At 64.0% G+C, this 12,503-nt stretch carries 13 protein-coding genes and 1 pseudogene; 6 read left to right on the top strand and 8 right to left on the bottom strand.

The window, feature by feature from the left end; genetic code table 11:
* Positions 1–56: 56 nt before the first annotated feature.
* The 3 genes from ACKLLE_RS15460 to ACKLLE_RS15450 form a co-directional block, all read right to left on the bottom strand.
* Complete coding sequence (locus ACKLLE_RS15460) at positions 57–548, bottom strand: hypothetical protein (RefSeq protein ID WP_420058433.1); 492 nt, start codon at positions 546–548, stop codon at positions 57–59.
* On the bottom strand, positions 542–862 hold the full coding sequence (locus ACKLLE_RS15455; RefSeq protein ID WP_420058432.1) for a hypothetical protein: 321 nt from the start codon (positions 860–862) through the stop codon (positions 542–544). The genes ACKLLE_RS15460 and ACKLLE_RS15455 overlap by 7 nt, the downstream gene beginning before the upstream one ends.
* A 190-nt stretch (positions 863–1,052) precedes the next feature.
* The gene (locus ACKLLE_RS15450; protein WP_420058431.1) at positions 1,053–1,349 is read right to left on the bottom strand and encodes a DUF3077 domain-containing protein; all 297 of its coding nucleotides are present in this window, start codon (positions 1,347–1,349) and stop codon (positions 1,053–1,055) included.
* Between the two features lie 457 nt (positions 1,350–1,806).
* On the opposite strand from ACKLLE_RS15450, the gene ACKLLE_RS15445 reads away from it, so the two are divergent.
* Positions 1,807–1,965 (top strand): hypothetical protein, encoded by a 159-nt coding sequence (locus ACKLLE_RS15445; RefSeq protein WP_167654036.1) that lies wholly within the window; start codon positions 1,807–1,809, stop codon positions 1,963–1,965.
* Positions 1,966–2,085: 120 nt separating this feature from the next.
* Here the strand turns inward: ACKLLE_RS15445 and ACKLLE_RS15440 are convergent, their stop codons facing one another.
* On the bottom strand, positions 2,086–2,727 hold the full coding sequence (locus tag ACKLLE_RS15440; protein ID WP_279898994.1) for a 3-oxoacid CoA-transferase subunit B: 642 nt from the start codon (positions 2,725–2,727) through the stop codon (positions 2,086–2,088).
* 8 nt (positions 2,728–2,735) lie between these two features.
* Positions 2,736–3,431: a 3-oxoacid CoA-transferase subunit A gene (locus ACKLLE_RS15435; protein ID WP_009404708.1), complete on the bottom strand. Its 696-nt coding sequence runs from the start codon at positions 3,429–3,431 to the stop codon at positions 2,736–2,738.
* A gap of 336 nt (positions 3,432–3,767) precedes the next feature.
* On the opposite strand from ACKLLE_RS15435, the gene ACKLLE_RS15430 reads away from it, so the two are divergent.
* Genes ACKLLE_RS15430 through leuD form a run of 3 tightly spaced genes read left to right on the top strand, consistent with a single transcriptional unit; the run spans position 3,768 to position 6,685 of the window.
* Positions 3,768–4,661, top strand: coding sequence for an alpha/beta fold hydrolase (locus ACKLLE_RS15430; protein WP_420058430.1), 894 nt, complete (start codon positions 3,768–3,770; stop codon positions 4,659–4,661).
* Positions 4,654–6,075 (top strand): 3-isopropylmalate dehydratase large subunit, encoded by a 1,422-nt coding sequence (leuC, locus tag ACKLLE_RS15425; RefSeq protein ID WP_420058429.1) that lies wholly within the window; start codon positions 4,654–4,656, stop codon positions 6,073–6,075. The genes ACKLLE_RS15430 and leuC overlap by 8 nt, the downstream gene beginning before the upstream one ends.
* A 1-nt stretch (position 6,076) precedes the next feature.
* Positions 6,077–6,685 carry a 3-isopropylmalate dehydratase small subunit gene (gene leuD / locus ACKLLE_RS15420; protein WP_420058428.1) on the top strand — a complete coding sequence of 203 codons (609 nt, stop codon included), beginning with the start codon at positions 6,077–6,079 and terminating at the stop codon, positions 6,683–6,685.
* A 112-nt stretch (positions 6,686–6,797) separates the two neighbouring features.
* On the opposite strand, the gene ACKLLE_RS15415 is transcribed toward leuD, so the two are convergent.
* Entirely contained in the window at positions 6,798–7,712 is a 915-nt protein-coding gene (locus tag ACKLLE_RS15415) for a LysR substrate-binding domain-containing protein (RefSeq protein WP_420058427.1), read from the bottom strand.
* 165 nt (positions 7,713–7,877) lie between these two features.
* Here ACKLLE_RS15415 and ACKLLE_RS15410 point away from each other — a divergent pair.
* Positions 7,878–9,269 (top strand): annotated as a pseudogene (locus tag ACKLLE_RS15410) (GAF domain-containing hybrid sensor histidine kinase/response regulator); the annotation flags it as partial.
* Positions 9,270–9,273: 4 nt separating this feature from the next.
* On the opposite strand, the gene ACKLLE_RS15405 reads toward ACKLLE_RS15410, so the two are convergent.
* On the bottom strand, positions 9,274–10,281 hold the full coding sequence (locus ACKLLE_RS15405; RefSeq protein ID WP_420058426.1) for an alpha/beta fold hydrolase: 1,008 nt from the start codon (positions 10,279–10,281) through the stop codon (positions 9,274–9,276).
* Between the two features lie 62 nt (positions 10,282–10,343).
* Positions 10,344–11,243, bottom strand: coding sequence for a LysR family transcriptional regulator (locus tag ACKLLE_RS15400; RefSeq protein ID WP_064302927.1), 900 nt, complete (start codon positions 11,241–11,243; stop codon positions 10,344–10,346).
* A gap of 127 nt (positions 11,244–11,370) precedes the next feature.
* On the opposite strand from ACKLLE_RS15400, the gene ACKLLE_RS15395 reads away from it, so the two are divergent.
* Positions 11,371–12,492 (top strand): muconate cycloisomerase family protein, encoded by a 1,122-nt coding sequence (locus ACKLLE_RS15395; RefSeq protein WP_420058425.1) that lies wholly within the window; start codon positions 11,371–11,373, stop codon positions 12,490–12,492.
* The last annotated feature ends 11 nt before the right edge of the window (positions 12,493–12,503 follow it).

Raw genomic sequence — 12,503 nt, 5'->3', positions numbered from 1 at the left:
TGGCTTGCCAGCGATAGCGGCGGTGAAGTCACTACCGCAATCGCGCGCAAGCTCGCTTATGCAGTAGGCCCACATTGACCTGTCGGGTTGTTGGTTACACCTCGAACGTATCGTGTGAGGCCCTGCAACAACTGAGCGAAACGGTGGGCCATCACTCCACCTTCGGAAGGGCGCAGCAGGGTGCTGCTGATTTCCAACTGCAGGGTCGGGACCTGCTTGCTCGAGGCAAAGCGGGTAATTGTCTGGTTCTTTTCTGCAGCGAAGTAATTATTCGAGAGGTTGGTCATTCCCTCCTGGCGCAGATGTTCAACAAGATCAACCAGAAGGGCCTGATTGCCCAATAACGATTTGCCATTCATGGTGCCGATATCGACATCGTAGGGCCTGAAATCACTGCTTCCGTGGATATCCAATACGAGTGCTGGACGATGGCTGCCGATCAGTTCTGCCAGTTGGTCTTTAAACTCGTTGTCATCGTAATAGTTGGGATCGGATGGCGTGCGGTACTGCGTATAGATGACCGTCGCGCAGGTAGTTCGATTCAGCATTTGCGCCAATGCTGCAGTGCCGGCGCCATCGGAGAACCGATACTTGCCCTCTCGGAAAGGTTCCGTGGCGTGGGGAGCGGTGATGATGACCTTGCTGCTGCCCTTGAAACGACCACTGGCGACTCGCCGCTGGGCGCGGCGGTATCAGCCTGTGCGGAGATTCGGTTCTCCAGCTCGATGGCCTGCTGCACCATCGCGGGCTCGATAATGGCCCGTTGTAACGATGTTTCACGCGGTACTTCGTTGGAGTCAAATGCGAAAGCTGCCGGGCTCAGTGACAAGATGACGAAGGCGGTCATATATGCCTGCTTCATGGTGTCTCCTGCGGTGATATCCATTTCGTTGACGGCCATTTCGAATTATAGGTGTCGACGGCAGGAAGAAACTGATCGTTTTGCCAGGGCGGGGTAAAAGTGGAAAGGGGGACAAGGAAAAAGGGAGGACCGATATCTTTTGTCTTCGATCCTGTTTGAAGGGCCGCATACGCGGCCCTCGCATCGGCTGTCAGCCACTTGCTCTCTGCTGTGCCAACCCACTCAGTAATGACTCCACCAACGCCTGTGAAATCTCCAATGAGTGATAGGTTGCCCAGGCCAGCCCGCCCAGCGACCGTTCGGTCTGTTCGCAAACTTGGGTGTTGGTTTCGGCTGCCGATTTCAGGGTCATCGACAGATGCACCAGCGCATCCTCGATATCGACGCCATCACAGACCGCGAACAGCGGTTTGTGGCTGTTGTTGCAGGCGCTGAACTGGGTATGGACGGTAGTGAGGCGAGGGGGATCGGGTACGGGTTTTTTCATGGTGCATCTCCTTCTGCGGCCAAACTGCCAGCCCTCGCCGCGAAACGAAGGGTGGCAGCTGTACGTGGGTTCGCGGACCGAGGCAAAAGGAACCCGGCAGACCCGAGGGTCTCCCACGCACAGCCGCCATTGGACAAACGGCAGGCGCAAAAAAAGCGCCTGCTATCTGGATGGCGCTATCGAAGCACCTTTCGCCAACAGACCGCGAAGTCTGTGTCGCTGGATCGCAGCGACCGGCGAAGCGTAGGCAGCAAATGCCCAGGAGCGCAACGACTGAGAAGGCGGAAAAGTATGCTTGGGAAATTGCCTACATGAAAGTCGGAAACGGTCCGAGGCCTGTAGGGTTTTTCGGCCATCGGTGAACGATCAAGTCCCTTGCAACGCCTGCATCGCCCACGAATTTTTGAACGACACCTCCCGGCCCCGCCTCCAACGCCCATCACCCGGAGGATTTCCCATGCAGCCCAAGACCGAAGGACTGGAAGAGCACGGCCCAAGCGGCGTGCCCTTCATCAACGACCCCGAGAAGCCGTCTTCGCCACCCTTGAACGATGCCGACGCGACCGACGCCGCAGAGGCGGAGGAAGATATCGAGGACGACGGCCAGGCGCTTTGATCGGCAGCGCCTGGTGGCATGCCGGTGGCTTTGCCGCAGTGTCCCCCTAAGGTTTCCCAATAAAAAATCCGATGCCTGTTACCGGGCACCGGATTTTTCGTGGCCTGCACGTTCAGCGAATCACTTGATCAGCGGTACACCGCTGAGCTTCTGCAGCTCGTCGAAGTCGATATCGGCGCAGATCTCGATGACTTTCAGGCCCTCGGCCGTGACTTCCAGCACCGCCAGGTCGGTATAGATGCGGCTGACGCAGGCGATACCGGTCAGCGGGTAGGTGCATTCGGGGACGATCTTGCTTTCGCCGGTCTTGGTCAGGTGGTCCATCATCACGAACACCTGGCGCGCGCCGGTGGCCAGGTCCATCGCGCCGCCTACGGCGGGAATCGAGCCTTCGGCGCCGGTGTGCCAGTTGGCCAGGTCGCCCTTGACCGATACCTGGAAGGCACCCAGCACAGCGATGTCCAGGTGGCCGCCGCGCATCATCGAGAACGAGTCGGCGTGGTGGAAGAAGGCGCCCCCCGTGAGCAGGGTCACGTGCTGCTTGCCAGCGTTGATCAGGTCGTCGTCCTCCTCGCCCGGGGCCGGGCTCGGGCCCATGCCCAGCAGGCCGTTTTCGCTGTGCAGGAACACTTCCTTGTCGCCCAGGTAGTTGGCCACCAGGGTCGGTGCGCCGATACCGAGGTTGACGTAGGCGCCTTCCTGGATGTCGGCGGCCACGCGCTGGGCCATCTCGGTGCGGGAAAGTTTTTTGGTGATGGTCATGGCAGGCCTCAGACAGCTTTGGCGATCGAAGAAGCGGCAGCGCCGGAAACGGCGACCACGCGCTGGACGAAGATACCGGGAGTGATGATGTGCTCCGGGTCCAGTTCGCCGAGCTCGACGATCTGGTCGACCTGGGCGATGGCGGTCTTGGCGGCCATCGCCATGATCGGGCCGAAATTGCGCGCGGCCTTGCGGTAGGTCAGGTTGCCCCAGCGGTCGCCCTTGTGCGCCTTGATCAGCGCGAAGTCGGCGTGCAGCGGCATTTCCAGCACGTACTGGCGCCCGTCGATCTCGCGGGTTTCCTTGCCTTCGGCCAGCAGGGTGCCGTAGCCGGTCGGCGAGAAGAACGCCCCGATGCCCGAACCGGCAGCGCGGATGCGCTCGGCCAGGTTGCCCTGCGGGACCACTTCCAGTTCGATCTTGCCGGCGCGGTACAGTTCGTCGAACACGTAGGAGTCGGACTGGCGCGGGAACGAGCAGATCACCTTGCGCACGCTGCCAGCCATGAGCAGTGCGGCCAGGCCGATCTCGCCGTTGCCGGCGTTGTTGCTGATGATGGTCAGGTCGCGGGCGCCAGTGGCGATCAGCCCGTCGATAAGCTCGGACGGCATGCCGGCAGTACCAAAACCACCGACCATGATGGTCGAACCGTCGGTGATCCCTTCCACCGCACTGGCGATGGACTCATACGTTTTATTGATCAAAGCGGGCTCCTGGTCATTCCTGGAGTATTGATTGCCGGACTGGCCGACGCGCCACAAGGCCTGGGCCAGTCAGCGCCTGGAGTCGTTGGCTGACTTGTCCATAGCGTGCCGCAGAGAGGGCGACAAGTAGAGGGGGTTTGGCGGAATTGGTGCGATTATCGAACTGTTGTGCGATCTGCGAGCGCTGGCAATTTCTTATAGGAGCGAGGCCGGCGTTCTGTCCCGGCTCAAATTCACGATCCGTGTTCCATCCCTCTCCATTTCACCCGTTGAACCCGTTCCTGCCGCAGCTATCCTCGACACCAGCCTGAAAGAACAAGAAATGGAGTACCGCCGATGTTCCCTGACTTCCATAAATCCACCTGCATCATCGACGGTGTCGAGATTGCCTACCGCAAGGGCGGTGAGGGCCCGGCGCTGCTCCTGCTGCACGGCCATCCGCAGACCCATGTGATCTGGCACAAGGTCGCCGCCACCCTGGCCGGGCATTTCACCGTGATCGCCGCCGACCTGCGCGGCTATGGCGACTCCGCCAAGCCCGAGGCCGACCCCGCCCACGAGCGCTATTGCAAGCGCGCCATGGCCAACGACATGGTCGGGCTGATGCGCGAACTGGGCTTCGACACCTTCGCCTTGATGGCCCACGACCGTGGCGCCCGGGTCGCTCACCGTCTGGCCCTGGACCACCCGCAGCGCCTGAGCCGCCTGGTCCTGCTGGATATCGCCCCGACCCTGGCCATGTACCGGCAAACCAACGAAGCCTTCGCCCGTGCCTACTGGCACTGGTTCTTCCTGATCCGCCCGGCGCCGCTGCCGGAAACCCTGATCGAAGCCGACCCCGAAGGCTACCTGCGCAGCGTCATGGGCGGACGCAGCGCCGGCCTTGCGCCTTTCACCGACGAGGCCTTCGCCGAATACCTGCGCTGCCTGTCCCTGCCCGGCGGCGCCCGCGGGGTATGCGAGGACTACCGCGCCGCCGCCGGCATCGACCTGGAACACGATCAGGCCGACATCGATGCCGGCAACAAGCTCCAGCTTCCATTGCTGGTGATGTGGGGCCGTGATGGCGTGATCGGCAAGTGCTTCTCGCCGCTGCAGGAGTGGCGCGCCATCGCCACGGACGTGCGCGGCGGCGAACTGCCGTGTGGCCACTACATCGCCGAAGAAGCCCCCGAGGCCCTGCTGGAGCACGCGCTGCCGTTCCTCCGTGATGGACATGACCATGACTAGCCCAAGAACGCTGTACCGGAAACACATCGACGCCCATACCGTGTGCGAGCTGGACGACCAAGGCCATGTGCTGCTGTACATCGACCGCCAGGTCGCCAACGAGTACACCAGCCCCCAGGCCTTCAGCGGTTTGCGCGAGGCGGGGCGCAAGGTCTGGCGGCCGGCGGCGACCCTGTGCGTGGTGGACCACGTCAATCCCACCACGCCCGAACGGGGTGCCGAAATGGCGGACCCGGGCGGTGCGCGCCAGGTCAGCTACTTCGAGGAAAACTGCCGCGACTTCGGCATCGAGCTGTTCGGCGTGCTCGACAAGCGCCAGGGCATCGAGCACGTGGTAGCGCCGGAACAAGGCTTCATCCTGCCGGGCATGGTGGTGGCGGCGGGCGACAGCCACACCACCACCTACGGTGCCCTCGGCGCATTCGGTTTCGGCATCGGCACCTCTGAGATCGAGCACCTGCTCGCTACCCAGACCCTGGTGTACAAGCGCCTCAAGACCCTGCGCGTGACCGTCGAGGGCGAGCCGGGCCCGGGGCTGGTGGCCAAGGACATCATCATGGAACTGATCCGCCGCATCGGCGCCTCCGGTGCCACCGGCTACGCCATCGAATTCGCCGGCCCGGCCATCGACGCCCTCAGCGTCGAAGGGCGCATGACCCTGTGCAACATGGCGGTGGAAGCCGGTGCCCGGGGTGCCTTCATGGCCCCGGACGACAAGGTCTTCGACTACCTCAAGGACAAGCCGCGGGCGCCCCGTGGCGCCGTGTGGGAGCAAGCCGTGGCGCGCTGGCGCGAGCTGTCCAGCGACCCGGGCGCGCAGTTCGATCGTGAGGTCACGCTGCAGGTCGGCGCACTGGAGCCCATGGTCACCTGGGGCACCAGCCCCGACCAGGCCGCCGCCATCGGCGCCTGCGTGCCCGATCCACAGGCCGAGCCGGACCTGATCCTGCGCCAGGACCTGCAACGTGCCCTGCGCTACATGGGGCTGCAACCCGGCATGGCGCTCAGTGGCATCCCCATCAGCCATGCCTTCATCGGTTCCTGCACCAATGCCCGCATCGAAGACTTGCGCGATGCCGCCCGCGTGGTTCGGGGACGCAAGGTCGCCGAAGGGGTACGGGCGATGATTGTCCCGGGCTCCACCCAGGTGCGCGACCAGGCCGAAGCCGAGGGGCTGGCGCAGCTCTTTCGCGAAGCCGGCTTCGAATGGCGGCAGTCGGGGTGTTCCATGTGCCTGGCGATGAACGACGACGTGCTCAGTCCCGGTGACCGCTGTGCGTCCAGTACCAACCGCAATTTCGAAGGCCGCCAGGGGGCTGGCGCGCGTACCCATCTGATGAGCCCGGCGATGGTCGCCGCGGCAGCGGTAAGCGGCCATCTTGTCGATGTGCGTTCGCTGCAAGGGGAGGTGTGAGATGCAACCGTTCGTTCATGTACAAGGCGTGGCCGCGCCATTGCTGGCGGCCAATGTCGATACCGACGTGATCATGCCCAAGCAGTTCCTCAAGGGTATCGACCGTGCCGGGCTGGATCGCGGGGTGTTCTTCGACCTGCGCTTTCTTGCGGATGGCTCGCCCGATCCGGCGTTCGTGCTGAACCAGGCACCCTGGCAAGGGGCGGCCTTCCTCGTGGTCGGCCCCAACTTCGGTTGTGGCTCGAGCCGCGAGCATGCGGTGTGGGGGCTGAAGCAACTGGGCATACGGGCGTTGATCGGGACCAGCTTCGCCGGGATCTTCAACGACAACTGCCAGCGCAACGGGGTGTTGACCATTCAACTGAAGCCGGACGAACTCAAGCGTCTGGGCGAGCGGGTCAGCCAGCCTGAAACCAACGGCATCGAGATCGACCTGCCGGGGCAGCGGATTGTGTTGGGAGAGGGGGAGAGCATTGCCTTCCAGATCGATGCGCTGCGCAAGCAAGCCTTGTTGTCGGGGCTGGATGCGATCGGCAGCACCTTGCAGCGCAGCGCGCAGATCCGGGCGTTCGAGGTGCGGCACCTGGCCGCGAATCCCTGGCTGGCTTGAGCCTTGTGGTGCTCTTCAAGGCCCTATCGCTGGCAAGCCAGCTCCCACAGGTCCGGCGGTGCATGCGGTCACTGTGGGAGCTGGCTTGCCAGCGATGAGGCCCGGAAGAGCACTACACAGCCAGATGCTTCAACCGCGCTTCCAGAAACTCCACGCACACCCGCAACTTCGCCGAATCAGCCAGGCGCGTCGGATACACCGCCCAGATATCCGCGCCCTGGCTGTACTCGTGCAACACCTGCACCAGCCGTCCCTGGGCCACCAGCGGTTGCACATCCCACCACGAACGCAGCAACAAGCCGCGATGGGCCAGCGCCCATTGCAGGACGATCTCGCCGCTGTTGGACGATAGCGTGCCGTTGACCTGCACCGTATGTTCCCTGCCGGCAGACTCCAGCCGCCACAAGCCGAACGGGCTGTTGCGTTCCTTGAGCACCAGGCAGTCGTGCTGGCCCAGGTCGTCCAGGGTCATCGGTGTCCCGCAGCGCTCCAGGTATTCAGGCGTGGCACAGATCACCCGCCGGTTGCTCGCCAGGCGGCGGCTCATGTGCTGTCCCGGCAGGTCGTTGCCCACGCGGATTTCCAGGTCGAAGCCCTCGGCGACGATATCCACCACCCGGTCGAACACCTCCAGGCGCACCTCCAGGTCCGGATAGGTCGCGGCCAGTTCGGCGATGGCCGGGGCCACATGGTTGCGCCCGAAGCCGAAGCTGCTGCACAGGTGCAACAGGCCGCGCGGTGCCTTGCGCACCTGGCTCAGGTCGCTCATGAAGTCGTCGAACTGATCGAGTATCCGCTCGGCCCAATGCTGCGTGCGCAGGCCCGCGTCGGTCAGTGCGATGTGCCGCGCCGAACGGTGCAGCAGGCGGGTACCCAGGGTGCTTTCGAGGATCTTGATGCGCTTGCTGACATACGCCGGCGACTGGTCGAGCTCCAGCGCCGCGCTGGCGAAGCTGCCTTTGCGGATGACGGTCAGGAACACCCGCAGGTCGGTGGCCAGGGGGGCGGCTTCGGGAAGGCTGGTCATGGAGGCTGGGTCGGCGGCGGAAGGTGGCGCAATTCTAGCCCCTTTTGGTCCGTCCGCTGTTCATGGCCGGATGGTGGGGCATGCTGAAGATAGTCGGCAGCACCAGGCATAAGCGCGTATAACTATTAACAATCATCTCTTCTGCATGCTCATCAGGCCCCGTCCATGACCCAGACCCAAGTCGTTCAACCTTCGGAGTCGCCCGCGGCTTGTGCCTTTACCGTGCTCGACGAACTGGGTGACCTGGAGCTGGTGCACCGCATCAGCACCATGCTGATCGGCGAACAGGATCTCGCCGCCCTGTACGGCAAGATCGTCGACGCGGCAGTGGCCATCTGCGGGTCGCAGTTCGGCACCATGCAGGTGTTGTCCGCCGGTAGCGACAGCGAGGGCAGCGCCATCGGCCTGCAGTTGCTGTGCGCGCGACATTTGCCCGAGGATGCGGTGCGGTTCTGGCAGTGGGTCAGCCCCTCGGCCCTGAGCAGTTGTGCCCTGGCCCTGCGTCTGCAGCAGCGCGCGATCATTGCCGACTATGAGCAATGGCCGGACATCGCCGGTACCGAGGAGCTGGAAGCGTTTCGCCGCACCGGTATCCGCGCCGCGCAAACCACCCCGCTGGTATCGCGCAAAGGCGCGCTGCTGGGCATGATCTCCACCCATTGGGGCCAGCCCCACCATCCTTCCGAGCGCGATCTGCGACTGCTGGATATCCTCGCCCGCCAGGCTGCCGACCTGCTCGAACGGACGCACTCGGAAGAAGCCCTGCGCCTGCTCAACGACACCCTTGAACAACGGGTCGAAGAGCGTACCCAGGCGCTTATGGCTGCTGAGGCCAGTCTGCGCCAGTCGCAGAAAATGGAGGCGGTCGGGCAGTTGACCGGCGGGATCGCCCACGACTTCAACAACTTGCTGGCTGGCATCTCGGGTGCCCTGGAGCTGCTCGAAGGGCGCATGCTCCAGGGGCGATTCGGCGAACTGGGCAAGTACCTGATCGCCGCTCAGGACGGGGTCACCCGGGCAGCGGCGCTGACCAGCCGGCTCCTGGCATTTTCCCGCCGGCAGCCGCTGGAGCCCCGGGCTACCGATGTCAATGCGTTGATCAGCGGCATGCTCGAATTGATACAACGCTCCGTCGGCCCCGCCGTCACCCTCGAAACCCACGGTGCGCCCGACCTCTGGCCCGCCTTCGTCGATGCCAGCCAGTTGGAAAACGCGTTGCTCAACCTGTGCATCAATGCCCGTGACGCCATGCCCGCAGGCGGGCGGATCCAGGTCAGCACCAGCAACCTGTACCTGGACGACGACCAGGCGCTGGCGCTCGAACTGCCAGCGGGTGGTTACCTGTGCCTGGCCGTGTCCGACACCGGCAGCGGAATGCCCGAGCACGTCCTTGCCCGGGCCTTCGAGCCGTTCTTCACCACCAAGCCGGCCGGGCAGGGGACGGGGCTGGGCCTGTCGATGATCTACGGCTTCGCCCGGCAATCCGGCGGCCAGGCGCACATCGCCTCGCAGGTGGGCACGGGTACCACGGTTTCCCTCTATCTTCCGCGGCAGAACCCGATCACTTCGCCAACCACTCCACCAGTGCCTGGTTGAATTTGGCCGGCTCCTCCATCTGTGGTGCATGCCCCAGCCTCGGGAATTCGATCAGGTCTGCCCCAGGTATCGCCTTTTGTGCGGCTCTTCCCAGTTCGGGGTATTTACCGATCCTGGCCTTGACCTCGGGCGGTGCGATATCGCTGCCGATGGCGGTGGTATCGGTCTGCCCGATCATCAGCAGGGTGGGTACCCGCAGTTTTGGAAACTCATACACCACCGGCTGGGTGAAGATCATGTCGTAGACCAGCGCCGAGTTCCACGCCACTGCCTGGCGGCCAGGCCCGGCATTGAGCCCTGCCAGCATATCCACCCATTTGTCGTACTCGGGCTTCCAGCGGCCATCGTAATAGGTCTTCTGTTCGTAGGCCTTGATGCCTTCCGCCGTTACTTTCAGCTCCCGCTCGAACCATTGATCGACCGTCCGGTACGGTACGCCCATGGCCTTCCAGTCTTCGAGGCCGATCGGATTGACCATCACCAGCCGGGCGGTTTCGGAGGGGTACATCAGGGCGTAGCGGGTCGCCAGCATGCCACCGGTCGAGTGGCCGATGATGCTGGCCTTGTCGATACCCAGGTGCTTTAGCAGTTCATGGGTGTTGTGGGCGAGTTGCTGGAAGCTGTACTGATAGTTGTCGGGTTTGCTCGATGTGCAGAAGCCGATCTGATCGGGCGCGATCACCCGGTAGCCGGCCTGGCTAAGCCCCTTGATCGTGTCTTCCCAGGTGGCCGCGCAGAAGTTCTTGCCGTGCAGCAGTACGACCGTGCCCACCGTTGATCCGGGCTTTTGCGCGGGCACGTCCAGGTAGCCCATCTGCAGGGCCTTGCCCTGGGAGGTGAAGTTCAGGTGCTGCAACGGATAGGGGTAGGCAAAGCCCTCCAGTTGCGGGCCGTAGACGTTGGCTGCGGTGGCGTATGGCAGGCCGGAGCCCAGTAAACCCGCAAGGAGTGCGGCTTGTAGGGTGCTTTTCATAAGGCGTGCTTCCTGTTTTCCAAGGTTGGCCACCACTGGGCATTGCCTGGATTAACCCGGCGTTAACGACTCTCGGAAGGGGGATCCTGTGCCGCGAGCAACCCCTCGATCAGTTCCAGGCAGCGCTGCAACTCTGGCCCGGCGTCGTCCTTGCGCCGGCTGAGGATGATCGGGCTCACGGCATCCCGGTCACTCACGCCTGTGTATTCCAGGTCCGCCCGATGCTGCTGGCGCACCGAGGCCGGCGCGAGGGTCACGCCAAGGCCGGCCGCCACCAGGCCCAGCGCGGTCTGCAATTCATTGCTCCACTGCCCGACCTTGACGCTCAAACCATGGTGGGCGAACAGCGCCAGCACGTGGTCGGCATAACTGGGCCGCGGCGTGGCGGGGTAGAGCACGAAGGGTTCGCCGGCCAGTTGCGCCAGGCTTGGCGTTGTGCCGCACAGCGCATGCCCGCGCGGCAATACCGCCACCAGCGGATCCTCGTACAGCACCCGCTGCTCGATAGCCGGGTCGTCGATGCGGATCCGCCCGAAACCGATATCGATGCGCCCGGCCTTGAGCGCTTCGACCTGCTGCAGCGTGGTCATTTCCACCAGGTCCAGCTGCAGCTCGGCGTCGCGGCGCAGTTCGCGGGTCAGTTCCGGCAGCAGGCCATACAGGGTCGAGGGGGCGAAGCCGATGCCCAGCCAGTGCCGCTGGCCCTGGCCGATGCGCCGGGTGGTGGCGGCGATCTGTTCGAGCTGCTGGAGCAGGGTGCCGGTCTGTTCATGGAAGTAGCGTCCGGCCTCGGTCAGGCGCAGCGGCCGGCCGCGTTCCACCAGCAGGGTGCCAAGCTCTTCTTCCAATTGGCCGATCTGCCGGCTCAGCGGCGGCTGGGCCATGTGCAGGCGTTCGGCGGCGCGGGTGAAGTTCAGGGTTTCGGCGAGCGCCTTGAAGTAACGCAGGTGGCGAAGCTCCATCAGACTTCCTGGGTATGGTGGCAGAGGTAATCGATATTGGATTGCCAGCCGCCAACAGGCAATCCTTTGCCCGTCCACTGAACAACCACGGCGATGCAGGGCGTCGCCGGCAGAAGGTGCCCGGCAAATGAGCAATGCAGTGATCGAACAGGTCCAGGCGGTGATCGTCGACCTCCCCACCATCCGCCCGCACAAGCTGGCGATGCATACCATGCAGCAGCAGACCCTGGTAATCCTGCGCCTGAGGTGCAGCGACGGCGTCGAAGGTATCGGCGAAGCCACCACCATTGGCGGCCTGTCCTACGGCTATGAAAGCCCCGAGAGCATCAAGGCCAATATCGATGCGCACCTGGCCCCGGCCCTGGTCGGCATGGCCGCGGACAATATCAACGCCGCCATGCTCAAGCTCGACAGGATCGCCAAGGGCAACACCTTCGCCAAGTCCGGCCTTGAAAGCGCCTTGCTCGATGCCCAGGGCAAGCGCCTTGGCCTGCCGGTCAGCGAACTGCTGGGCGGGCGCGTGCGCGACAGCCTGGAAGTGGCCTGGACCCTGGCCAGCGGCGACACCGCCCGGGATATCGCCGAGGCCGAGCAGATGCTGGAGTTGCGCCGCCACCGCATTTTCAAGTTGAAGATCGGCGCCAACCCGCTGGAGCAGGACCTCAAGCACGTGGTGGCGATCAAGAAGGCCCTGGGCGACTACGCCAGCGTGCGCGTCGACGTCAACCAGTACTGGGACGAGTCCCAGGCCATCCGTGGCTGCCAGGTGCTGGGCGACAACGGCATCGATTTGATCGAACAGCCGATTTCCCGGGTCAACCGTTCCGGCCAGGTGCGCCTGAACCAGCGCAGCCCGGCGCCGATCATGGCCGACGAGTCCATCGAAAGCGTCGAGGATGCCTTCAGCCTGGCCGCCGACGGCGCCGCCAGCATCTTCGCCCTGAAGATTGCCAAGAACGGTGGCCCTCGCGCCGTCCTGCGCAGCGCGCAGATCGCCGAGGCGGCGGGTATCGCCCTGTATGGCGGGACCATGCTCGAAGGCTCGATCGGTACCCTGGCCTCGGCCCACGCCTTCCTAACCTTGCGCCAGCTGACCTGGGGCACCGAACTGTTCGGCCCGTTGCTGCTGACCGAGGAAATCGTTCGCGAAGCGCCGGTCTACCGCGATTTCCAGCTGCATGTGCCGCGTACCCCCGGCCTCGGCCTGACCCTGGACGAGGCGCAACTGTCGCGCTTCGCCCGCCGCTAAGAAGGACAAGA

The organism is Pseudomonas bharatica (assembly GCF_048586865.1).
Taxonomy (GTDB): Bacteria; Pseudomonadota; Gammaproteobacteria; order Pseudomonadales; family Pseudomonadaceae; genus Aquipseudomonas; species Aquipseudomonas bharatica.
The sequence above is the reverse complement of the archived record's forward strand: the minus strand, read 5'-3'. Positions and strand labels throughout refer to the sequence as shown.

What these genes read in the sequence shown, in the direction of transcription:
- ACKLLE_RS15460 (WP_420058433.1), bottom strand. Translation starts at nt 548, where the DNA reads ATGCTGAATCGAACTACCTGCGCGACGGTCATCTATACGCAGTACCGC.
- ACKLLE_RS15455 (WP_420058432.1), bottom strand. Translation starts at nt 862, where the DNA reads ATGAAGCAGGCATATATGACCGCCTTCGTCATCTTGTCACTGAGCCCG.
- ACKLLE_RS15450 (WP_420058431.1), bottom strand. Translation starts at nt 1,349, where the DNA reads ATGAAAAAACCCGTACCCGATCCCCCTCGCCTCACTACCGTCCATACC.
- ACKLLE_RS15445 (WP_167654036.1), top strand. Translation starts at nt 1,807, where the DNA reads ATGCAGCCCAAGACCGAAGGACTGGAAGAGCACGGCCCAAGCGGCGTG.
- ACKLLE_RS15440 (WP_279898994.1), bottom strand. Translation starts at nt 2,727, where the DNA reads ATGACCATCACCAAAAAACTTTCCCGCACCGAGATGGCCCAGCGCGTG.
- ACKLLE_RS15430 (WP_420058430.1), top strand. Translation starts at nt 3,768, where the DNA reads ATGTTCCCTGACTTCCATAAATCCACCTGCATCATCGACGGTGTCGAG.
- leuC (WP_420058429.1), top strand. Translation starts at nt 4,654, where the DNA reads ATGACTAGCCCAAGAACGCTGTACCGGAAACACATCGACGCCCATACC.
- leuD (WP_420058428.1), top strand. Translation starts at nt 6,077, where the DNA reads ATGCAACCGTTCGTTCATGTACAAGGCGTGGCCGCGCCATTGCTGGCG.
- ACKLLE_RS15415 (WP_420058427.1), bottom strand. Translation starts at nt 7,712, where the DNA reads ATGACCAGCCTTCCCGAAGCCGCCCCCCTGGCCACCGACCTGCGGGTG.
- ACKLLE_RS15405 (WP_420058426.1), bottom strand. Translation starts at nt 10,281, where the DNA reads ATGAAAAGCACCCTACAAGCCGCACTCCTTGCGGGTTTACTGGGCTCC.
- ACKLLE_RS15400 (WP_064302927.1), bottom strand. Translation starts at nt 11,243, where the DNA reads ATGGAGCTTCGCCACCTGCGTTACTTCAAGGCGCTCGCCGAAACCCTG.
- ACKLLE_RS15395 (WP_420058425.1), top strand. Translation starts at nt 11,371, where the DNA reads ATGAGCAATGCAGTGATCGAACAGGTCCAGGCGGTGATCGTCGACCTC.